Annotated in this window: 22 protein-coding genes and 1 tRNA gene; 21 read left to right on the top strand and 2 right to left on the bottom strand. The window is 56.8% G+C overall.

Annotation, left to right across the window (positions count from 1 at the left end; genetic code table 11):
- Positions 1-14 precede the first annotated feature (14 nt).
- The 6 genes from AC3CHX_RS13840 to AC3CHX_RS13815 all read left to right on the top strand — a co-directional run bounded on the left by AC3CHX_RS13840 (position 15) and on the right by AC3CHX_RS13815 (position 5,223).
- Positions 15-971, top strand: coding sequence for a PP2C family protein-serine/threonine phosphatase (locus tag AC3CHX_RS13840; protein WP_488644574.1), 957 nt, complete (start codon positions 15-17; stop codon positions 969-971).
- A gap of 2 nt (positions 972-973) precedes the next feature.
- Positions 974-1,720, top strand: coding sequence for a ribonuclease PH (gene rph / locus AC3CHX_RS13835; RefSeq protein WP_488644573.1), 747 nt, complete (start codon positions 974-976; stop codon positions 1,718-1,720).
- A gap of 248 nt (positions 1,721-1,968) precedes the next feature.
- Positions 1,969-2,553, top strand: coding sequence for an RdgB/HAM1 family non-canonical purine NTP pyrophosphatase (gene rdgB, locus AC3CHX_RS13830; RefSeq protein WP_488644572.1), 585 nt, complete (start codon positions 1,969-1,971; stop codon positions 2,551-2,553).
- Positions 2,550-3,812 (top strand): radical SAM family heme chaperone HemW, encoded by a 1,263-nt coding sequence (hemW, locus tag AC3CHX_RS13825; protein WP_488644571.1) that lies wholly within the window; start codon positions 2,550-2,552, stop codon positions 3,810-3,812. Before rdgB ends, hemW begins: the two co-directional genes overlap by 4 nt.
- 102 nt (positions 3,813-3,914) lie before the next feature.
- Positions 3,915-4,004, top strand: a tRNA-Ser gene (locus AC3CHX_RS13820).
- A gap of 625 nt (positions 4,005-4,629) precedes the next feature.
- Complete coding sequence (locus AC3CHX_RS13815) at positions 4,630-5,223, top strand: YdeI/OmpD-associated family protein (protein ID WP_488644570.1); 594 nt, start codon at positions 4,630-4,632, stop codon at positions 5,221-5,223.
- A 271-nt stretch (positions 5,224-5,494) separates the two neighbouring features.
- Here the strand turns inward: AC3CHX_RS13815 and AC3CHX_RS13810 are convergent, their stop codons facing one another.
- Complete coding sequence (locus tag AC3CHX_RS13810; RefSeq protein ID WP_488644569.1) at positions 5,495-6,883, bottom strand: IS4 family transposase; 1,389 nt, start codon at positions 6,881-6,883, stop codon at positions 5,495-5,497.
- Positions 6,884-6,970: 87 nt separating this feature from the next.
- Between AC3CHX_RS13810 and dmpG the strand changes: the two genes are divergently transcribed.
- Both dmpG and AC3CHX_RS13800 read left to right on the top strand, forming a co-directional pair.
- Positions 6,971-7,699 carry a 4-hydroxy-2-oxovalerate aldolase gene (gene dmpG / locus AC3CHX_RS13805; RefSeq protein WP_488644822.1) on the top strand — a complete coding sequence of 243 codons (729 nt, stop codon included), beginning with the start codon at positions 6,971-6,973 and terminating at the stop codon, positions 7,697-7,699.
- A 496-nt stretch (positions 7,700-8,195) separates the two neighbouring features.
- Positions 8,196-8,759, top strand: coding sequence for a lecithin retinol acyltransferase family protein (locus tag AC3CHX_RS13800; RefSeq protein WP_488644568.1), 564 nt, complete (start codon positions 8,196-8,198; stop codon positions 8,757-8,759).
- Positions 8,760-8,798: 39 nt separating this feature from the next.
- On the opposite strand, the gene AC3CHX_RS13795 is transcribed toward AC3CHX_RS13800, so the two are convergent.
- Positions 8,799-9,773, bottom strand: a complete 975-nt coding sequence (locus AC3CHX_RS13795) for a LysR family transcriptional regulator (protein ID WP_488644567.1) — start codon at positions 9,771-9,773, stop codon at positions 8,799-8,801.
- Positions 9,774-9,934: 161 nt separating this feature from the next.
- Here AC3CHX_RS13795 and AC3CHX_RS13790 point away from each other — a divergent pair, with 161 nt between their 5' ends.
- The 13 genes from AC3CHX_RS13790 (at position 9,935) to gorA (ending at position 21,685) form a co-directional block, all read left to right on the top strand.
- Positions 9,935-11,143: a CaiB/BaiF CoA transferase family protein gene (locus tag AC3CHX_RS13790; RefSeq protein ID WP_488644566.1), complete on the top strand. Its 1,209-nt coding sequence runs from the start codon at positions 9,935-9,937 to the stop codon at positions 11,141-11,143.
- Positions 11,144-11,165: 22 nt separating this feature from the next.
- Complete coding sequence (isoH, locus tag AC3CHX_RS13785) at positions 11,166-11,846, top strand: 1-hydroxy-2-glutathionyl-2-methyl-3-butene dehydrogenase (protein WP_488644565.1); 681 nt, start codon at positions 11,166-11,168, stop codon at positions 11,844-11,846.
- A 53-nt stretch (positions 11,847-11,899) separates the two neighbouring features.
- On the top strand, positions 11,900-12,616 hold the full coding sequence (gene isoI / locus AC3CHX_RS13780; RefSeq protein WP_488644564.1) for an iIsoprene-epoxide--glutathione S-transferase: 717 nt from the start codon (positions 11,900-11,902) through the stop codon (positions 12,614-12,616).
- Positions 12,617-12,653: 37 nt separating this feature from the next.
- Positions 12,654-13,376 (top strand): glutathione S-transferase family protein, encoded by a 723-nt coding sequence (locus AC3CHX_RS13775; RefSeq protein ID WP_488644563.1) that lies wholly within the window; start codon positions 12,654-12,656, stop codon positions 13,374-13,376.
- 33 nt (positions 13,377-13,409) lie between these two features.
- On the top strand, positions 13,410-14,834 hold the full coding sequence (locus AC3CHX_RS13770) for an aldehyde dehydrogenase family protein (protein ID WP_488644562.1): 1,425 nt from the start codon (positions 13,410-13,412) through the stop codon (positions 14,832-14,834).
- A 176-nt stretch (positions 14,835-15,010) separates the two neighbouring features.
- A complete protein-coding gene (locus AC3CHX_RS13765; protein WP_488644561.1) occupies positions 15,011-16,504 on the top strand; it encodes a YHS domain-containing protein in 1,494 nt (497 codons plus the stop codon).
- Positions 16,505-16,531: 27 nt separating this feature from the next.
- Positions 16,532-16,798, top strand: a complete 267-nt coding sequence (locus tag AC3CHX_RS13760) for a toluene-4-monooxygenase system B family protein (protein WP_488644821.1) — start codon at positions 16,532-16,534, stop codon at positions 16,796-16,798.
- Positions 16,799-16,806: 8 nt separating this feature from the next.
- The gene (locus AC3CHX_RS13755) at positions 16,807-17,145 is read left to right on the top strand and encodes a Rieske 2Fe-2S domain-containing protein (RefSeq protein WP_488644560.1); all 339 of its coding nucleotides are present in this window, start codon (positions 16,807-16,809) and stop codon (positions 17,143-17,145) included.
- 22 nt (positions 17,146-17,167) lie between these two features.
- Entirely contained in the window at positions 17,168-17,482 is a 315-nt protein-coding gene (locus tag AC3CHX_RS13750; protein ID WP_488644559.1) for an MmoB/DmpM family protein, read from the top strand.
- A gap of 47 nt (positions 17,483-17,529) precedes the next feature.
- On the top strand, positions 17,530-18,561 hold the full coding sequence (locus AC3CHX_RS13745) for a ferritin family protein (RefSeq protein ID WP_488644558.1): 1,032 nt from the start codon (positions 17,530-17,532) through the stop codon (positions 18,559-18,561).
- Between the two features lie 19 nt (positions 18,562-18,580).
- A complete protein-coding gene (locus AC3CHX_RS13740; protein WP_488644557.1) occupies positions 18,581-19,615 on the top strand; it encodes a 2Fe-2S iron-sulfur cluster-binding protein in 1,035 nt (344 codons plus the stop codon).
- Positions 19,616-19,669: 54 nt separating this feature from the next.
- A complete protein-coding gene (locus tag AC3CHX_RS13735; RefSeq protein ID WP_488644556.1) occupies positions 19,670-20,335 on the top strand; it encodes an OmpW/AlkL family protein in 666 nt (221 codons plus the stop codon).
- 3 nt (positions 20,336-20,338) lie between these two features.
- Positions 20,339-21,685 carry a glutathione-disulfide reductase gene (gene gorA, locus AC3CHX_RS13730; protein WP_488644555.1) on the top strand — a complete coding sequence of 449 codons (1,347 nt, stop codon included), beginning with the start codon at positions 20,339-20,341 and terminating at the stop codon, positions 21,683-21,685.
- Positions 21,686-21,743 lie beyond the last annotated feature (58 nt).

Here is a 21,743-nt window from a genome sequence, read left to right as displayed (position 1 = left end):
CCTCACGAGCAAGCATGCGATTTTCCGTTTATCAAGAAAGCCATATCGGCGGCCGCAAGGTCAATCAGGACCGAATGGGCTATAGCTTCACGCGCGATGCCTTGCTGCTGCTGTTAACCGATGGCATGGGCGGCCATTTGCATGGTGAAATTGCAGCCAGCATCGCGCTGCAGACCATTGGTTCGCTGTTTCAGAAAAATGCCCAGCCGTATATCAAAAAACCGGAACGTTTTTTGGAAGACAGCTTCGTTGCGGCGCACATGGAAATCCATCGCTATCGTGAGGTCCACAAATTGCCGGAGACCCCGCGTACCACCGTTGTCGCTTGCCTGATTCAGCACAACAGCGCGTTCTGGGCCCATTGCGGGGATTCACGGCTCTACTGGATGCGCCAGGGCCAGATTCTGGCGCGGACGCGCGATCACTCACGCATCGAAACCCTGATTGCCCAAGGCAGGGCCGATCCGTCGGAACGCGCCACGCATCCCGATCGCAACAAGTTGTTCAATTGTCTGGGCGCCAACACTATGCCGATGGTAGAACTATCGCGCCGGGTCAGCCTGCAGGTGGGTGACGTCATGTTGCTGTGCTCGGATGGCTTGTGGTCGATGCTGCCTGACCATGTACTAGCACAAAGTTTGCAAAACAATACTATCGTCCGTGCGGTGCCGGAGTTGATCCGCAGTGCGGTCAGCATCGGCGGCAAAACCAGCGATAATGTCACCGCGCTGGCGATGGCGTGGGCGAGCAGCGGCAATATCGACGACCCGTCGACCTCGATAGTCACGCATACCTTGCCAATTGGCAGCTTGACGACCACAATTCAGGCCGCGCAAAGTCCCGCCCCTGAAGCGAGAGAAGTGATTAACGATGCCGATATCGAAAAAGCGATAGACGAAATCCGCTGCGCGATAGAAAAATCAACAACTGTGACGACCAATCTCACAGCCAACCCCCATGTCAAGGAATAACAATGTTGTCTGCTTCAAGTTCATTTGCCCGTCCGAGTGGCCGTTCTGCCGACGCTTTGCGCGCGGTGCGCCTGACCCGCAATTACACCAAGCATGCCGAAGGCTCGGTGCTGATTGAATTTGGCGATACCAAAGTGATTTGTACCGCCAGCCTGTCAGATAAAGTCCCTGGCTTCTTAAAGGGCAAAGGGCAGGGCTGGCTTACCGCCGAATACGGCATGCTGCCACGCTCCACCAACACCCGCATGGATCGTGAAGCCGCACGCGGCAAACAATCCGGCCGCACGCAGGAGATACAACGCCTGATCGGCCGTTCCTTGCGTGCAGCATTTGACCTGGAAGCATTCGGTGAACGGACGTTGCACCTCGATTGCGACGTGATTCAGGCCGATGGCGGTACCCGTACCGCCGCGATTACCGGCGCGATGGTCGCTGCTTACGATGCGTTTTCGACGCTGCAGGACAGTAAGGCGATTGCCGCGATGCCATTGAAACATTTTGTCGCCGCGATTTCAGTTGGCGTGTATCAGGGCTCGCCGGTACTGGATCTGGACTATGTGGAAGATTCCGACTGCGATACCGACATGAATGTGGTGATGACCGATGCGGGTCATTTTGTCGAAGTGCAGGGCACTGCCGAGGGCGTGGCGTTTGATCGGCCGACGCTGAATAGTTTGCTGGATCTGGCGCAGACTGGAATAGGCCAACTGATCGAGTTGCAGCGGCAGACTCTGGGTTTGCCTGTATAAAAGCTTGGTAATGCAGATGCGCGTAGCGTTGTCCGCCGCTAACGCAAAATGGCGGCAGTCAATGGTCCGATTGTGTTTTCACCCTATCCGATGCCTTCGACGGGAGGGTGGCAGCCCTTTCCGATGTCATGCCATTAGCCTGCAAGGGCTACGCTTAACCCTGCGCGCGACATAATTCCCCGGAATTAACCTGCAACTGCAAGCGGTGCTAAAGTACCGCCTTTCCTCCATTCTGTTTTGAGTTACTTATGTTACGCACCCTGGTTTTGGCATCCAATAACGCCGGCAAACTAAAAGAATTCGGTCAAATGCTGGCCCCGGTCGGTTTCGACGTCCATCCGCAAGGCGAATTCAACGTCGCTGAAGCCGACGAGCCGTATCTGACCTTTGTCGAAAACGCGCTGACCAAGGCGCGCCACGCGGCTCGCCTGACGGGAAGGCCCGCGTTGGCCGACGACTCCGGTGTCTGTGTCAATGCCTTGCAAGGCGCGCCCGGTGTATTGTCGGCACGCTATGCCGGCGAACCCAAATCCGATGCGGAAAACAATCGCAAACTGGTTGCGGACCTGGCTGCACATCAAGATAAATCGGCTTACTATTACTGCGTGCTGGTATTCGTCCGTCACGCGGACGATCCGCAGCCAGTCATCGCAGACGGCAGCTGGCATGGCAAAATCATAGCGGAACCGCGTGGTGCCGGTGGCTTTGGTTACGATGCCCATTTTCTGTTGCCCGAGTTGGGCAAAACTGCCGCTGAACTGAGCGCCGCTGAGAAAAATGCCATATCGCATCGCGGGCAGGCGCTACGTGCGCTGGTTGAGAAATTACGATGATTCCTATCAAACTGGTTGGCAGCAAACCGGACAACAAAGCAAAAGTCGCAGCGGCTGAGACGCTGGACGGTGCAGCGCAAGCGGCGCTGGCCTATCTGCAGCCGGGCGCTTTGCATCTGAGCGCCTTGCCGCCGTTGTCGTTGTATGTGCATTTCCCGTGGTGCGTCAAGAAATGCCCTTACTGCGACTTCAATTCACATGAAGCGAAGGGCGGTTTTCCAGAGGACGAATATCTCGATGCATTGCGGGCTGATCTGGAAAACGCTCTGCCGCTCATCTGGGGCCGCAAGGTCTACTCGATCTTCATCGGTGGCGGTACGCCCAGCCTGATGTCGGCAGCCGGACTGGATCGACTGATGTCGGATATCCGCGCGTTGCTGCCGCTCGACGGCGCCGCTGAAATCACGATGGAAGCCAATCCTGGCACCTTCGAAGTCGAAAAATTCAAGTCCTATCGCGCCAGCGGCATCAATCGCCTGTCGATTGGAATTCAGAGTTTCAACGGCCGTCATCTGCAAGCGCTAGGCCGTATCCACGACGACGGCGAGGCCCGCCGCGCTGTCGAGATCGCACAAAAGACATTCGACAACTTCAATCTCGATCTGATGTATGCGCTGCCGGGACAGACGCTGGAAGAAGCACGTCAGGACGTCGCCACCGCCATCGGTTATGCGCCGCCGCACCTGTCGCTGTACCATCTGACGCTGGAACCAAATACCTATTTCGCCAAGTATCCGCCAACGGTGCCGGACGACGATGCCAGCGCCGAGATGCAGGACATGATCGCCGCGCTGACCGGCGCGGCGGGCTATGGCCATTACGAAGTATCGGCGTACGCCCAGCCCGGTCGCCAGGCCCGCCACAATCTGAATTACTGGCAATTCGGCGATTACCTCGGCATCGGCGCGGGCGCGCATTCCAAGATATCTTTCCCGCACCGCGTGATCCGGCAAATGCGTTACAAGCAGCCGAAAGCGTACCTGGAACAGACCCGCCTCGGCAATGTGGTACAGGAAGAAACCGAAATCGAACGCGGTGAGCTCGGTTTTGAATTCATGCTCAACGCGTTGCGTCTGAACGGCGGCTTCGAAGTCAACCTGTTCGCCGAACGCACCGGCATGTCCCTCAACGTGATCGAAAAATCGCTGAACGATGCGGAGGTGAAAGGCTTGTTATATCGCGACCACAAACTGATCAAACCGACTGCGCTGGGAGAGCGCTTTCTGAATGATTTACAGCAAATGTTCTTGCTGGATTGAAGAGGTTAGCGGCGACTGGCAAGCTAAAAACGCAGTAAATTTCGATAATTTGGCATACAGGTATCGTCAATTCAGCATGACTTAGGTATAATTCGCAGCTCTGGAAGTGTGGCCGAGTGGTTGAAGGCACTAGTCTTGAAAACTAGCGACGGTTTATCCCGTTCGTGAGTTCGAATCTCACCGCTTCCGCCAAGTATTGAACGTAAAGCCCTGATTATTCAGGGCTTTTTTGTTTTTTGGTGGACTTATTTCATGCGGGTTACAGGGCAATCGTTTCCGCAACTAACGCATCGTTTCCGCAACTAGCTACAAGCTGATTGGGTATTGCATTCGCCGGATGTAAAAAAAACAGGCGATTGTCACGACCGGGTCAACACGGCCATGACCAGCCACGGGCTTTTCTTCTCCATTGCGGTCATTGATTCCGTGCGCTGCTCCGAAGCGGCCATTGCGCCAAAGGTACCCGAATCTCTTACCTGAACGGCAGCTGTGTATTGGCAACGGCCATTCGGGCTTAGAATGCCAATGGGAACTGTCGGCCAGAACCGGCCGGTAGTGCTTTAGCCTCGAAGCAGCCATTCGCGCTGACGCTCCCGCGAACTTGATCGAGAAGGCGCGCTGCCTGAAGCGGGGGATTGACGTTTTCATCGGATTTGTTATTCGTGTACACATATACAATGCATAGTGCCTGAACCGAGCATGCATGCGGGCCATGGCTTGTCGCCGGCGCACTACCTTCGGACGCCATGGCTGATATTTTTTCAATTTTCTTGTATGTAACAAGTTGGGCGTCCACCTACTTCAGGATGAATCGAGAATGAAATCTCAAACCAAGTCCTCTACAGCTCTGCCTATTCATCACTTTGAGCAGCAGCAAGACTGGACTACCTGGCTAATAGAAAGCCACAACACATCGTCTGGCGTGTGGTTGAAACTTGCAAAAAAGGGAGCCAATACACAGTCAGTTTCATACGACGAAGCCGTTGAAATTGCCCTTTGCTTTGGATGGATAGATGGACAAAAGCAAGCCCACAGCGAGCAATTCTGGCTCCAGAAATTTACTCGACGCTCAGACAAAAGCATTTGGTCCAAGATCAATAAAGAGAAGGCACTTACCCTGATCAAAGCAGGAACCATGAAACCAGCCGGACTCAAAGAAATTGAGCGCGCGAAGATCGACGGGCGCTGGGACGCTGCGTATGACTCGGCCAGCAAGGCAACTGTACCAAGTGATTTTCAGTCCGCGCTAGATAGCAATGCGCGAGCGAAGGACTTCTTTGGAACGCTCGACAGTCGGAATCGATACGCCGTTCTGTTCAGAATACAAACCGCCAAGAAGGCTGAAACGCGCGCCAAGCGAATTTCACAGTTCGTGCAAATGCTGGAACGACACGAAAAGGTACATCCGTGACCAATTCGAGCAGTGCCAGAAAGCCGCCCAACCCATCATTGTTCCGGACCAGGGTGAAAATCCTTACCCCCTGCCCAAGTTGGATCAGCCAACGTCCGCTTTCCGGATAGCTGATTGGCCGCATAGGGTCGTTTCCGGACGAGACGTTGTACAGCGAATGTCTGGTCAAAGCTGAGCTAGTACGGTTGATTATCTAGTTGGTTTTACATTTTCGCCAACACGGCGATAGACCTTTTTAGTGATCTCCTGCTCGGTGTGTCCGAGCTTTCGATTACCCATATCTTTCGGATGCGAGATTAAAACCCAACTGCATATCGGCCAACCGGCGCATGCCCCTCCACATGACCGTGTTCCCAGGCGGCGGGTCGTTAGTGCGCGCGAGATAGCCGCCGAGTTGCGCAATTTTTTCAAGGTAACGCGAAAGAGGAAGAGCCTCGCGGCATCTCTTACTGTCCTTCACCAAGCGGTTGATGAGGTCAATTTCCGTATGAGTCAATGCCAGTTCTGGATCGGCATCCGGGCATGAGCGGTTGAGCATCGTCAGCCAAAAAATGCGCCAACTGATGATGCAGAAGACAGAGACCAGATTGTCCAGTCGGTCCGCAGTGCGCAGTCGTGACTCCTCCGCGTTGCATCCGGATTTCAGAATTTTATGGAAGGTCTCAATCTTCCATCGCATGGCATACCAATCAAGTTTTTCGATCGCCTCGCGTCGGGACGCTACTGGCAAGTCGGTGATCAGCTTCCACTCGATGCGCTTGCGATCCGCTGGCTCCGTGCGTTCGCGCGCGTGTATCACTGTCAAGGAGAGTGCCGGATATCGGCTTTGTTTTCCGATGGGCGGCAACACCCTGATACGGCGATACCGAATTTCCAGCACCGTGTCGATGACGTTCCCCTTTTGGTCTGCAGTCTGGACACGATGCAATCCTTTCAACCGCACGTCGTCCATCTCCTGGGCAATGGTATGGTCGCCATCGCCAGCTAATCGATCGACGCAGGTACGGACAAGGAAGTGCGTTCCAACGACTTGGGCCGTACAAAACAGCTCGTAGATGTCGCTCTCACGGTCGCCAATATGGACGCAACGCTGCGGGTCCCCGAAAAGCGCTGTTGACTGTCTCAAGTTTTCCAACCAACGGTAGCTTTCTTTTTCTTCGATGGGGACTCGCGTGGGGTTGATCGTCTTCTTAAGTGCGTTGCAGCCTTTGAATTTGCTGCGCGTCCAAAATTTAATCGCAGCCAAGCCAAGCGGTACTCCCTCTGTCGTCACGGCCAAGCTCGAATGCATCAGAATGCCGCATTGGGTCAGCGGTTTGTTGCGTCCATCGATCTTGCGAGTGCCGCTCTTCCCGATGAATCCGATGCGTTCTGGCTGCTCGCGCTGATATGAAAACGTCGTCGTATCTTGAAGAATAAGTATCGGGCCTTCCGTACTGGCGAAACGCTCACTTGTTGCCTGAAAATGTCCGCCCAATATGTCCTGTTCGCTGACGTGATCGTTGGCGAAAAACCGATAAGCTGCTTTCGTACTAGCCCAATCCTGACAGGCAAATGGAATGCTCTGACCCATGCTAGTCCAGAACTGTTTGAGCAACAGCCGAAAGCGTTTCTTGAGCCGCTCGTCTCGAAAATTGCAGGCGGCATTCTCTTTGTCCATCCACGTTTGCTCGTCCTCCGAGGACATCGGATGACGAGGTAGGGAATCGCTTGGCGTCCCCCTTTTTTGTCATCTGATCGCGATCAAATTCCTCATGCGGAAAAGTTAACAGAACTTTCGAAAGTAAACAAGAAAATTGTGGGTAATCGAAAGGGCATAGACACCGTCGGGTTTCTGATGATGGCGCACATGGCGTCGCCCGAGAAGATTCTCGAACAGGCGCTCTTGATGGAAAGTTACGGCGCCAACTGCATCTACTGCACGGATTCGGCCGGTTACATGCTGCCGGAAGACGTAAAGTCCCGCATCGGGCTGCTGCGCGACAAACTGAAACCGGACACCGAACTCGGCTTTCACGCACACCACAATCTGGCGATGGGTGTGGCCAACTCGCTGATCGCGGTGGAATACGGCGCCAACCGGATCGATGCGGCAGCGGCCGGGCTGGGTGCCGGGGCCGGCAATACGCCGATGGAAGTCTTGATCGCGGTTTGTGCACGCATGGGGATCGAAACCGGGGTGGATGTGTACAAGATCCAGGACGTGGCCGAAGACCTGGTGGTGCCGATGATGGATTTCCCGATCCGCATCGACCGCGACTCGCTCACGCTGGGTTACGCCGGGGTATATGGCTCGTTCCTGCTGTTTGCCAGGCGGGCCGAGCAGCGGTACGGCGTGCCGGCGCGTGACATCCTAGTCGAAATGGGTCGACGCGGGATGGTCGGCGGTCAGGAAGACATGATCGAAGACACTGCGCTCACCTTGGCCAAGGCGCGAAATCTGGCGCCAGCCGTAGCGACCCCGCGTGCGGTGTGACATTTGGCTAATGGGCGACCCGCGTGCTCCAACGAGCGCGCGGGTCTCTCAACAGATGGACGCGGTATTTGAGAGGCGTACGGCCGTTGGTAATGCGTCGCTTTGTTGGGTTTGGAAGGAGAAATTCGATGGGTTTGAGTGGATTTTTAGATATCCACCCGGAAGCCTGAGACGGCGTTTCCGCAGCGTGTGGTTGTGGGTGATGGGAAATACCCCTGCCAGGTCGTCATTTTCAGCAACAGCCCCCGTGCATGGGATTGTGTGATTTCAGCGGATTATATTTCCGTCCGATACCGTCTAGTTTCGTTTTGGCGGAAGCGATATTCTGGCGCCACAGGTTAAGACAATAAGCGCCAGATCCATGCATCAACGGCGCATTTTAGGCGATCTGGTTGCCACTCCTCATTTGTGGGGCAAGCAATCATTCACACAAGTGAGTGTCCGTCATATTAGCGGCAACAAATCGCACGAACGATGTTAGTGAGAGCGAAGGAAAATGGAGCGATCCATGACACATTTTCTCCAGCATATACGTTGGAAACGGCCACGAGTCCATACCGATGCGGCACAAGCGTCGTGGAATCCGGCGGCGGACCCGGTGCCATCGCCAGGCACCCATCTCGTCACGCCCCGCCATGGCTACAATCACCATGGCATTTACCTGGGTGATGGGAAGGTGATGCACTACGCCGGACTTTGCGGGTCTCTGCACAGCGCTCCGGTGGAGGAAGTTAGCATCGCACGTTTCGCTGCAGGCCATGTAATCTGGATCAAGCCAACTCCGTTCCCGAAATATGCCGGCCAGGAAACGGTTCAGCGGGCGCGCTCCCGATTGGGCGAAAATCATTACCGGCTCCTGACCAACAACTGCGAGCACTTTTGTACATGGTGTGTCTACGGGAAAAGTTACAGTGAACAGGTTGAAGAGTGTCTGGCATACCCACTTGTGGCTCTGCATGTAACGATAAGTTTGATCAAGGCATTGCTCAAAGCAGGGTCGGAAGCCCTATATTCCTGCGTTCGCGCTAGCCACTGCCCGTTCCCGATTATTGGCTCCTAGAGCCCGCCACCGTCCGGCTTTTGATTTTCCAGAACGGCTTTACTTGCGCGCTCTGGGAGAGCTTTCGACTTTCTCAGGCGATAGGGGTTGCTGATATACGCCTGTTCCAATGACTGCTCGGCTGGCAAAGGACTGCCGCAGAAAGTCTATCAGGAGGCGCACTCGGGTAGGTAGGCGGTCACGGCTTGGGAAGAGTGCAGAGATGGGCCGCTCGTAGGCTTCTTGCCAGGCAGGCAGCAAGTGCACGAGCTCACCGCGCCGCAAGTCGTCCTCGACTGCATAGTCCGGCAGTAGTCCGACGCCTGCGCCACACCGAATGAATTCACGCGCGGCGATTCCCGAATGGGTCTTCAGCGCCGCATGTAACGTCAGGCTCAATCGCTGTGCGCTTGACTTGTGCTGGAGATTGAGCTTCTCCGGATGCGGGAGTTGTGTGATGCTGATCCACGGAAGCTTGAGCAGATCGTCGGGTTCACGGATTTTAGCGTGTGCTTTGGTGAACTCTTGGGACGCACACACCAGCATGCGGCAGGTGCCGAGCTCGGTGGAGAACAAGCCGGTGTCGGGGAGCCGCCCCACGCGCAACGCCAGGTCGAAACGCTCTTCGATAATGTTGGACACGGAGTCCTCGAGCACAAGGTCAAACGACACGTCCGGATGAACTGTGCCGAATGCGGTTAACTGGCGAATCAGGAAGTTCACCCCCAGGTTGTAGGACGACGTAAGTCGGATCAAGCCGCTCGCGCCCTTGCGCTGTGACTCGACAGTAGCGAACGCGCCTTCCCCGGCAGCCACCATTTGCCGGCAGCCATCGTAGAACACCCTTCCTTCCTGAGTCAGTGCCAACGCACGCGTGCTGCGGTTGATGAGTTGCGTGCCGAGCCGGCTTTCAAGTGCGGCCACATGGGCGCTGACAACCGATTTACCGAGGCCCAGTGTCCTTGCTGCGCCGGAAAACGAACCGCTTTCCACTACCTGCACGAAAACCGCCATCCGATAGAGTTCCTTGATCATGAAACGTCCCCCCCTGTGAATCTGATTGTCCGATTTTAGCGGATTATATTTCCGTCCGATACCGTCTAGTGTTGTTTTGGCGGAAGCGATATTCTTGCTTCAAAGGTTAAGACAACAAGCGCCGGATACCTGTATCAACGGCACATATTAGGAGACGAGAAATGAGTGGACCTCTTGCAGGAATCCGCATTATAGACATGACGACGATGCTGTCGGGGCCATGGGCGGCAATGATATTGGCGGACCAGGGTGCTGACGTGATCAAGGTCGAAATCCCGAACAGCGGGGACCATGTGCGTTCTCTTGGCAACCAGCGCGCGGGCATGTCGGCCATGTTTCTGAACATCAACCGCAACAAACGCTCGATCAGCGTAGACATCAAGACGCAACAAGGCCGCGACATTGTCCGAGACCTGGCCAAAACCGCCGATGTCGTGATGCAGAATTTCCGTCCGGGCGTTGTCGATCGGCTTGGGGTGGGTGAGGCGGATATCCGCGCGGTAGCGCCGAACGTTATCTATACATCGATTAGCGGGTTTGGCGACGTCGGTCCCTGGGTCGGCAAACCGGTGTATGACCCGATCATCCAGGCCATTTCCGGACTTACTACCGTTCAGGCCGGATCCGATCTGGAGCGTCCGCGGCTCATTAGAACCGTTCTCCCCGACAAGCTGGCGGCTGTTACGGTCGCCCAGTCAATCTCCGCAGCGTTGGTGTCGAGACTGAAAACAGGCAAAGGTCAGCATGTACGCGTGTCGATGCTGGACTCGGTACTCTACTTCCTTTGGGCGTCCGACATGGGCGCGCACACATACCCCGATAAGGTCGTCAGTAATCAGGACGCGGCGAGTTTCATTGACCTGATCTACGAGACCAAGAATGGCTACATGACCGTCGCCGTGATGAGTAACAAAGAGTGGGTCGGTTTGACGAAGGCGCTGGACAAGCCTGAATGGCTCAACGACGAACGGTTCGCGACGCCGGGCGCGCGTGACAAACACGTCAACGAGCGGTTGATACTGACACAAGAGGTCCTGTGCCTGCGCACCACCGAAGAGTGGATGACACGCTTCGAGGCGCACGATGTGCCGTGTGCACCGGCGCTGAAACGACACGAGGTATTGACGCATCCGCAAGTGCTTGCGGCGGGCAGCATCGTTGAGAGCAATCATCACGCGGCCGGCCGACTGCGGCAGGCGCGGTCACCTGCGCAGTTTGACGCTACACCGACCTCAATCCGGTGCGGAGCTCCGCTGCTTGGGGAGCACAATGATGAGGTATTGAAGGAACTCGGTTATTCAGACGACGCGCTCGATCTGCTGCGCGCTCAAAAGATAATCGGAAGTGAGACAGTTCGCGATATTGCATAGATTTTAATAAAGGAGAAATTTGATGAAAAACATTCTGGTGGTCGGTGCTGACCGCGGTATCGCCAACGCGATTTGCCTGCAACTTCACGCACGGGGCGATCACGTCATCGCAGCATGCCTCGGGTCGGCTGAGGGCTTTACCGAAGGCGGGATCGATACGATCGGCAACATTGACGTTACTTCCGGGGCAGCAGTCGCCAAACTCGCCGACGCGCTGAAAAGTCGCAAGGTTGCGCTTGATTGGGTGTTGCATGTCGCCGGGGTTCTCGGACTCGACCAGCTCGGCCAGATTGACTATGACGATATGCGTCGACAATTTGAAATCAACACTTTGGGGCCGCTGCGCGTCGCTGAGGCGTGTGTACCCTTCCTGCGCGCGGGTTCCAAGCTGGGCATCGTGACGAGTCGCGTTGGTTCGCTCGCCGACAACGGTTCGGGTGAGATGTACGCCTATCGCGTGTCTAAGGCCGGGGCCAATATGGTTGCGCTGAACTTGCATTACGACCTTAGCAAACGCGGCATTGCGGTGGTGGCATTGCACCCGGGTATGGTCGCCACGGATCTGACCAAGGACTATCCCGGCACGTACAACTATGTTCAACCGGAAGACGCTGCGCGCGGGTTGATTGCGCGTATGGATGAACTGGAACTGAGCAGTTCGGGCCAGTTCCGTCATGCCAACGGCGAGAGGCTTGCCTGGTAAGGCACCCGCAGTAGTTTTGACATAAAAAATCGATAAAGATGGAGACAAACATCATGATTACGCTATATCAATTCCTTCCGGGGTGGACTGTTCCCTGCATCAGTCCTTACGTCACAAAAGTGGCCTACTATCTCAAAATGGCCGGTCTGGATTTCGACATGAAGGTGCAGGATTTGACCCGGCTGGACGCAGACACGCCAGCCGGCAAGCTACCCTGTATCGTCGATACAGACGGCACGACCGTCAACGATTCGACCCATATCATCGAATATCTGCGGAGTAAGTACGGCGTTGCGCTGGACGATGGCGTAACGCCGCTCGAGCAGGCACAGATGATGGCGTTTAACCGGATGATCGACGAGCACACCTACTGGGTGTCGGTCATCCAGCCGCGCTGGCGCGAGTCGGCGAACTGGGAGAGGTACGTTACTGTCATGACTGGCGGTGGCGCGGTGGCTCCGGAGGTACGCGCGTTTCTTGATGACTTCCGCTTTCGTATCCTCAACGAGTTCATGACCGGAGGCTGGGGACGCATGTCCGCTGACGTCATCTACCGACGTGCGCGCGCCGATATGGACACGCTCTCCGATTTTCTCGGCGACAAGCCGTTCTTCATGGGGAACCAGCCCCGCTGGATCGATGCGCCTGTCATGTCGATCCTGCGGCATGTCATCGACGCACCGTTCGAATTCGACACCAGGGACTACGCTGCGTCGAAGAAGAACCTTGTGGCGTACATGGCGCGCATGAAGGATCGTTTCGGCATCTGAGCCGGTTTTGCGGCCAAACCAACATGGAGGCGTCTCGATGATTGATCTTTATTACTACACCTCGCCCAACGCCCGCAAAGCGCTGATGATGCTCGAAGAGGTGCAGCTCCCTTACCAGATTCAGTGGGTGGATATCAGCGCGGGTGACCAGCATAGTGATGCCTATGCGCGCATCAGCCCAAACCGAAAGATTCCTGCGCTGATCGACCACGACGGTCCGGGCGGGCGGCCGCTGGCCTTGTTTGAGTCCGGCGCGATTCTGCTCTATCTGGCAGAAAAGACCGGTCGGTTGATTCCGAGCGACGCGGCAAGACGCTGGAACGTGATCAAGTGGCTGTTCTGGCAAACATCCAGCCAGGGACCGTTGCTCGGACAGGCCGCCCATTTCGTGAGCCACGCGTCCAATCGCGGCATCAATGCGCAATACGCAACCGAGCGTTACAGCGGCGAAGCCAAGCGCCTCTATGCTGTCCTTGAATCGCAACTGAGCGATCGCGAGTACATCGATGGCGAATTTTCAATCGCGGACATCGCTGCGTTTCCCTGGGTGCGTGTCGCCAAAGGACAAGGTATCAACCTGGACGACTTCCCAAACGTGCAGCGCTGGTGCGACGCCATTGCCATGCGCCCGTCCGCACGCAAAAAACTGGCGCGGGACGAAGCAACCAAGCAGGCTGCGAAGACCGGCTACTACACCGACGATACGTGGGCGCTCCTTTTCGGCGGTCATGGCGGTAGCCGGCCACCCGCTGCCCAATGAAATGATCTACGCATACCTATAGGACGAAACATCATGAACCAGCCAGCTACCCTCCACCTGCAGATGACGATTGACGGCAAGCAAGTCGACAGTCCGCGTCGCCTTGACGTCATCGATCCTGCCACCAACGCGTCATTTACGACCGTACCTGATTGCACGCGTGCACAACTCGAAGAAGCAATCGCCGCAGCGCAACGTGCGTTTACCTCCTGGAGCGCAACGCCGGGCGACCAACGACGGGCCTTGGTGACCGCCTTTATCGAACACGTTGTCAAGCATGCCGACGAACTCGCAGATCTGATCACCCGCGAGCAGGGGAAACCCTTAGCCAAGTCGCGCAGTGAAATCAATTCGGCGGTGTTCTTTTCCCGTGGTTATGCGGCGGTGGACATGCAGCACGAGGTCTTGCGCGACACGCCGGAACAGCACGTCGAAGTGCGGCGCCGGCCACTGGGCGTGGTTGGCGCGATTACCGCGTGGAACTACCCCGTGCTGCTGGCGATGTGGAAGATCGTCCCCGCGGTATTGACCGGCAACACTGTGGTGCTTAAACCATCGCCTTATACGCCAGTCGGCACTTTGAAACTTGGCATGCTGGCGCAAGACATTTTTCCTCCCGGCGTGGTCAACGTGGTGTCGGGCGGCAACGAACTGGGTGCCTGGATGACGGAGCATCCTGCTATCCGCAAGATTTCGTTTACCGGATCCGGACCAACCGGTAAACGGATCATGGCCAGTGCAGCGAGCAATCTCAAGCGCTTGACGCTGGAGCTTGGTGGAAACGATGCCGGTATCGTGCTAGATGACGTTGATCCTTTGAAGATCGCGGCGGACTTGTTCTGGGCGAAATTCTCTAACTGCGGTCAGGTGTGCGCGGCGCTGAAACGCATGTACGTGCACCGCAGTGTCTATCAGGCGGTGTGCGACGCGTTGGTCAAGTTCGCCGCCACGGTCAAAGTCGGACCAGGCACGCAAGATGGCGTGGACATTGGTCCCATCCAGAACAAAGCGCAATACGATCTGGTCCGGGCAATGGTCGACGAGGCAATCACCGCAGGTGCGAAGGTCTTGTATCAGGGCCCGGTGCCATCCGGTCCGGGGCTGTTTCTGCCCATCGTCATCCTGACTGACGTTACACCAGAGATGCGCGTGGTCCGGGAAGAGGTCTTCGGCCCTGTGCTCAGCATCACGCCGTTCGATGATGAAGAGGATGCGCTGCGCCTTGCCAATGATGGCGAGTATGGACTGGGCGGTTCGGTCTGGGGTGCAGATGTAGAGCGGGCGGCGGACCTTGCTGCCCGTCTGGATGCGGGAGGCGCCTGGGTTAACCAGCACCCGGCGATGGGACTTGACATTCCCTTTGGCGGGATCAAGGGCTCGGGGATCGGTGTCGAAATCGGTCGTCTCGGACTTGAGGAATATACCTCGATACAGGTGTTGAACGTAAAGCGCTCCTAATGACCGCTAAGCGTCAAGTGTGAATGTTGTTACTAAAGGGCACCTCTAAAAACCGTAGCGAACGGGCCAAGGTCGGATTGAGAAGCGCAGCCGTACGAGAGTACGGTGAGCATCGCAAATTCGAGATTGGTTCGTGCAGTAGGTTTTTAGAGGTTGCCTAAAACGAGGAGACAAAAATGGCTTTGCTAGAACGTGACGATTGGTACGACATTGCGCGAGATGTCGATTGGACGCTTTCCTATGTTGACCAAAAGGAGGCTTTTCCCGATGCGTGGACCGGTGTTGGTTCGGTGCCCGCAGAGGCTTGGAACGAATGGGACGAACCGTATCGGGTAACTTACCGCGACTATGTTCGCGTCCAGCGGGAAAAGGAGTCGGGTGCGCATGCGGTGCGGGAGGCGCTCAAGCGCGCAAACATCTACGAAAAACTCGATCCCGGTCACACCGCATCGTCGCAGTTACACATGGGAACCACCTGCATGGTCGAGCAGATGGCGGTAACGATGCAGAGCCGTTTTTGTCGCTTCGCCCCCACCCCGCGTTGGCGCAATCTGGGTGTGTACGGCATGCTCGACGAGGTTCGCCACGCGCAGCTCGATCTCGCCTTTTCGCACGACTTGCTCAAGCACGATGAACGTTTCGACTGGTGCAACAAGGCGTTCCACACCAACGAGTGGGGTGTGCTGGCGGTAAAGAATTTCTTCGACGACTGGATGCTGAACGCGAACTGCGTCGAGGCGGCAATGGCGACCAGCCTGGTTGTCGAACACGGTTTCACGAACATCCAGTTCGTTGCGCTGGCCGCTGACGCGATGGAGGCGGGCGACGTCGATTTTTCCAATCTGTTGTCGAGCATTCAGACCGACGAAGCACGCCATGCGCAATTAGGATTCCCGACGCTTGAGGTACTGATGAAGCACGATCCAAAGCGTGCGCAGTATGTCTTCGACGTCTCCTTCTGGCGCTCGTTCCGGCTGTTCCAGACCTTGACCGGCACGGCGATGGACTATTACACGCCGGTGTCCCAGCGCAAGATGTCCTTTAAGGAGTTCATGCTCGAATGGGTCGTGCACCATCACGAACGCACGATGAAGGATTACGGGTTGCAGAAGCCGTGGTACTGGGAGACTTTCCTGCAATGCCTTGATCACGGACATCACGCAATGCATATAGGCACCTGGTTCTGGCGGCCGACGCTGTTCTGGAAGCCGAATGCCGGGGTCTCGAAAGCAGAGCGCAAATGGCTCAATGAAAAGTACCCCAGCTGGGAGGATAGCTGGGGCGGCTTGTGGGACGAGGTCATTGCCAATGTCAACCGCGGCGACATGGCGAAGACCTTTCCCGAGACATTGCCCGCCCTGTGCAACATCACGCAGTTGCCGCTCGGCTCCGCTTGGGATCGGCACCACCTGAAGATGTACACGAGCGAATACAAGGGGCGCCTCTATAACTTCGACTCAGACGTGTCGAAATGGATCTTTGACAGCGAGCCGGAACGCTATGCGGGTCACACCAACGTGATCGATCGTTTCCTCCTCGGAGAAATTCAACCGATGAATCTTGCCGGGGGCCTGGAATGGATGGGCATCACGCCTGGCGTCATGGGTGACGATGCTTACGCCTACAGTTGGGCGCAGGAATACATGTCACCGAACCACAAAGTGGCCTGAAGTGCGGCTAAAAAAAGGAGATGAATGATGGCGCTATTCCCGATATACGGCCTATTTAGAGGTGACTTCGTGCCGCATCTGGTGGCTGTCGATACCGACGACCTGATGCAACAGGTAGCGGAAAAAATTGCAGTCCACACCGTTGGGCGACGCGTGCCGGATCGCCCCGGCGACAAAGGTTACCGCATTCAGATCGGCGAGCAACTGGTATCTGCCAACAAACCGTTATCCCAGGTAATTGCCGAGACAGGGCTCAAGCCGCTCGAATGGGTCACGGTCCAGTGGCTGGCCTAAAGGAGAAGATGATGCCGGAAATTGACAATCGTACTTTCGTTGAAGTGTGCGCGGCGGAAGATCTGTGGATAGGGGAGATGGAGTGTTTCGACGTAGGCGCGAATGAAGTCGTCGTGGTCAACGTCGATGGACAACTGCATGCGTTCGAAGGTATCTGCCCCCATCAGAGTGTGGCGTTGGTTGAGGGCGACCTGACCGGCAACGTGCTGACCTGCCGTGCACACCAATGGAGTTTCGATGCTTGCAGCGGCAAGAGTATCAATCCGGCTGGCGAATGCTTGCGCCGGTTTCCGCTGCGGATCGTCGATGGCAAGGTGTGGATTGCCGACATCGCTGACGGCGAATGAAGTTTCAATTGAGGAGAACCAGATGTCAACAACGCGCGTTTTCATGACTGATGTTGTCCATTACGACTCGGTCGGTCCCATTATGCGGAGCGGGGATATTGCCGAGGCAGTGATCGACGCAGTCGAACAGGACAACCCCGGTCGTGATGTATTCGTCACCGATCGCGGTGACTACATGCACATCCATACGCTCATGGACTGTCGGTTGACCCGCGCCAGTCTCGAACTCTGCCTCGGCCGCAATTTCGATCTTGCCATGCTGGAAATTGAAATGCCATCGTTTGCCGGTCGTATGCAGACGAGCGACCGCGAATACCGGTGGTTCTTCAAATCCTGAGCATGGTCATAACGTACTACAAATAAAATAATGATTGGAGACAAACCATGACGAACCCAGCCGCGCCCGCCGTACTTCGCACGCGCAAATCGAAAACGTGGTCGAGCTTTGGCAATCTCGGACGCAAACCGAGCGACTACGAGGTAGTCACTCACAACATGAATCACACCGTCGGAGCAGTGCCTCTTGAAATGGGGCCGCAGGTGCACGGAAATCAGTGGCTGCTGCGACACCGCGACAGCGTTGCACTGCGCCTTGATGCGTTGGACGCCTTTCGCGATCCTGACCAAATGACCTATCGGAAATACACGCAGGCGATGGATCAGCAGGAGACCTATATCGACGGCCTGCTGCAGCAATATAGCGATGTGGTCGAGAGCGACCGGACGCTGAGCCCGGACTGCGTAGCATTCCTCGCATCGGCGTTGAGCCCGGCACGCTATCTCGGGCACGGCCTGCAAATGATTTCGGCGTATCTCCAGCAGCTTGCGCGCTCCAGCTATGTCGCCAACTGTGCAGCGTTCCAGACCGCCGATCAGCTACGTCGTGTGCAGCGCGTAGCGTATCGTACGCGGCAGCTCGCTAATGCGCATCCAGAGGACGGCTTCGGCGCGCGGGAGCGTACGACGTGGCAGGACGATGGCGACTGGCAACCTTTGCGCAAGGCAGTAGAGACGCTCATGGTGACGTACGATTGGGACGAGGCTTTTGTCGCCTTGAATCTCGTCGTCAAACCGCTGGTCGATGAACTGTTCTTGAGAGTCTTTGCGGCCATATCGCGCGAACACGGCGATGAACTCGACGCGCTGATTGCAGAAAATCTGTTTCTGGACGCCCAGCGCAGCCGCCGCTGGACCGTCGATGCCTGTCAGGCAATCATCAAAGCTGACGTTGCCAACGCGGAGGTGCTGCGCATGCACTTTTCAAAGTGGCGTCCTTGCGGCCTAGAGATAATCCACGCCGCGAGCCGTCTGCTGGCACGCCATGCTCCTGTTTCGAAGGTAACGGATGTTGAACATCGGGTTACCGCCGAATGGACCGCATTCTTGTCGGATGCCGGGCTGGAGCTGCACGGCTGACCTATCGCCCGGAGTAACTATGGAACATACAAACACGGTGTTTGAGGCCGCGCTGGCCTCTGTTCGCCTGGAATCTGACGGCGTGCGCTTTGGCTGCGCACCTGGCCAGACCATACTTTCAGCCGCGCTGGCTGCTGGGATTGACTTGCCGTATGAATGCGCGAGCGGTAGTTGCGGTAGTTGCCGGGCGCGTCTTGTGGATGGCAAAGTCATCTCGCTCTGGCCGGACGCCACGGGCCTGAGCGAGCGTGACCGGCGCAAGGGTGACCGCATTCTTTGCTGCCAAAGTATCGTCAGTGGGGATTGCGTAATTCAGATAAAGCCAGGTGGTGAGTCTTTGCCGACACGGCCACGCAAGCAGTTGGGACGGGTGCACAGCATACGCATGCTGAACCACGATGTGGCGCATCTGGTGCTTGAAATGGAACATGCGGTGGACTTCCGTCCGGGTCAGTTCATGCTTTTCGATCTGGGTGGCGGCGTCTTTCGGCGCGCGTATTCGATGGCTAACCTGCCAACCGATGATGGGCGTCTCGCATTCATCATAAAACGCAAGCCGACAGGCGCGGCCAGTACGTATCTGTTTGAAACAGTCTCCGCGGGACAGGTGCTGGGCGTCGATGGCCCCTATGGTCGTGCCTGGTTACGCGATGACGGCGAAGGCGACATCGTACTGCTCGCGGGGGGATCTGGGCTTGCACCAGTATGGTCAATCGGACAGGCAGCCTTGCAGCGCTGGCCCGATCGCCGCACACATCTGTACTTTGGTGTCAATAGCGCCAAGGACCTGTTCTGGCTGGATGAGATCGAAGAGGCACGCCGCACCTTTCCGAATCTGAACGTGAATCTGGTCCTGATGCGCGCGTCGGATGCCGATCCGGCCAGTGCCCGCATCGGCATGCTGGGTGCGGTGATGGCCCAGGATATCGGCGCCGTTCTGACGGGCGATCTCTACATGGCGGGGCCACCCGGACTCATCGATAGCGTATTGCGTGACTTTGTTGGCACGGGGAGAGCCCGTGCCGAGCGGGTGTTTTTTGATCGCTTCGGTTGACGCTTGCAAGCTTGGTATCCAAACGCTACTTGTCGTACTTAATAGGAGACAGATATGAATCATATAAAAAAAATCACAGTTGTTGTCGCGGCGCTGCTAACCGCCGCATCGGGCGGGGCGATCGCCCAAACGATTTCTCAAACACTGCCAAGTCCGTGGTGGGCCCACGTCGGTCCGGTCGGGGTCTTGTTCAACACGGGGGCGGAGGTAAAAATCGGCGGTCAAACCGTTCCCGGCGGGAGCGTCCAGACCAGTAATAATACGACGCTAGGCGTTGAGGTCGGCTACGACCTGACGCCCAATCTTGCTGCGCGATTTACCATGGGTGTGCCGCCGACGACCACGGTAACCGGCACCGGCACGCTGGCCGCTGCCGGCACGCTCGGAAAGCTGACATACGCTCCGGCGGTACTTTCGGCGACATGGGCTTTCGACGGGTTGGGCCGGTTTCGGCCCTACGTTGGCGCCGGTATCAATTACACGATGGTACTCTCCCGAAAAGATGGCGCGTTGACCTCGTTTAACGTGAAGAGTGCGTTTGGTTCGGTGCTGCAAACGGGTTTCGATGTAGCGATCAACGAACGCTGGGGCGTGTTCATAGACGTCAAGAAGATATTTCTCAAGACCTCTGCCAGCGGGATGATCGGAGCGACTCCCGCAACCGCCTCAGTACGCCTTAACCCGGTGCTGATTCAGGCCGGCGTTGTATACCGGTTTTAAGCAATGACCACGAATCACTACGATCTCATCGCCATCGGCGGTGGCAGCGGCGGTTTGGCGGTCGCACAGCGTGCCGCCGAATATGGCGCGCGCGCTGCGCTCATCGAGCCGGGGCCACTGGGCGGTACTTGCGTCAATGTCGGATGCGTTCCCAAAAAGGTGTTGTGGCACGCCGCGCACCTCGTCGAAGGTGCGCGGGATGCGACTGGCTATGGCATCGAACTTCCGTCGGCTCGCGTCGATTGGGCTGAAATGCGGCGGCGACGCGATGCCTATATCACGCGGCTGAACGGTATCTACGCACGCAATATTGACCGGAAAGGCGTCGCCCACATCGAAGGCTACGCGGTTTTCGAGGATGCACGCACGGTGCGCGTGGGTGACCGCCTTTACACGGCGGATCAGATCGTCGTTGCGACAGGTGGGCAGCCCACGCGGCCGCCAATCCCGGGTCAGCATCTTGGTCTGACCTCCGACGATTTCTTCGCACTGGATGTCAGGCCGGAGCGGGTGGCGGTCATCGGCAGCGGTTACGTGGCGGTTGAGCTGGCTGGCGTATTGCGTGCGTTTGGATCGCGTGTCGATCAATTGCTGCGACGCGACGCGGTGCTGCGCGATTTCGACCCGATGATTCAGACCGCGCTGATGCGCGAAATGACGTCATCCGGTGTCTGTTTTCATACAGGGGTCGTTCCCAAGAGCCTGGAACGCTGCAGCAACGGGATAACGCTGATGGCTGACGACGGCCGCTGTTTTGGACCGTACGACGCCGTGTTCTGGACCATCGGACGTGAACCTGCCACCGCCGGATTGCAGCTGGAGCGCGCCGGACTAGTCACCGATGCAGAGGGGTTCCTGCGCACCGATGGCTATCAGCGCACTGCAGTGGCAACGATACATGCCATCGGCGACGTTACCGGTCGCCAGGCACTCACGCCGGTGGCAATTGCCGCTGGGCGGCGCTTGGCCGACCGTCTCTTCGGCGCCCAGCCAGAGAGGCATTTGAACTATGAGAATATCCCTACGGTCGTTTTTTCGCATCCGCCAATCGGCACAGTTGGCCTCACGGAAGCGCAGGCACGTGCGCAACACCCGATTATCGAGGTAAAGACAACGACGTTTGTCCCGATCTATTACGCGTTGACCGAACGGCGCGTCCATAGTGAAATGAAGCTTGTTCTCGCCGGTGAGGATCAGCGCGTAGTCGGCTGCCACATTATTGGCGACGGCGCGGATGAGATGCTGCAAGGTTTTGCCGTGGCGATTCGCATGGGGGCGACACTGAAGGATTTTCAGGATACCGTGGCTATCCATCCGACTAATGCCGAAGAACTGGTGACTATCCGCTAGACAGAATGTATTGACCTGCCGCACCTCAAGCGACGTGGATTAAGCTTGGGGTTTTTCA

Source organism: Glaciimonas sp. OK215, assembly GCF_057787885.1.
The sequence above is the reverse complement of the archived record's forward strand: the minus strand, read 5'-3'. Positions and strand labels throughout refer to the sequence as shown.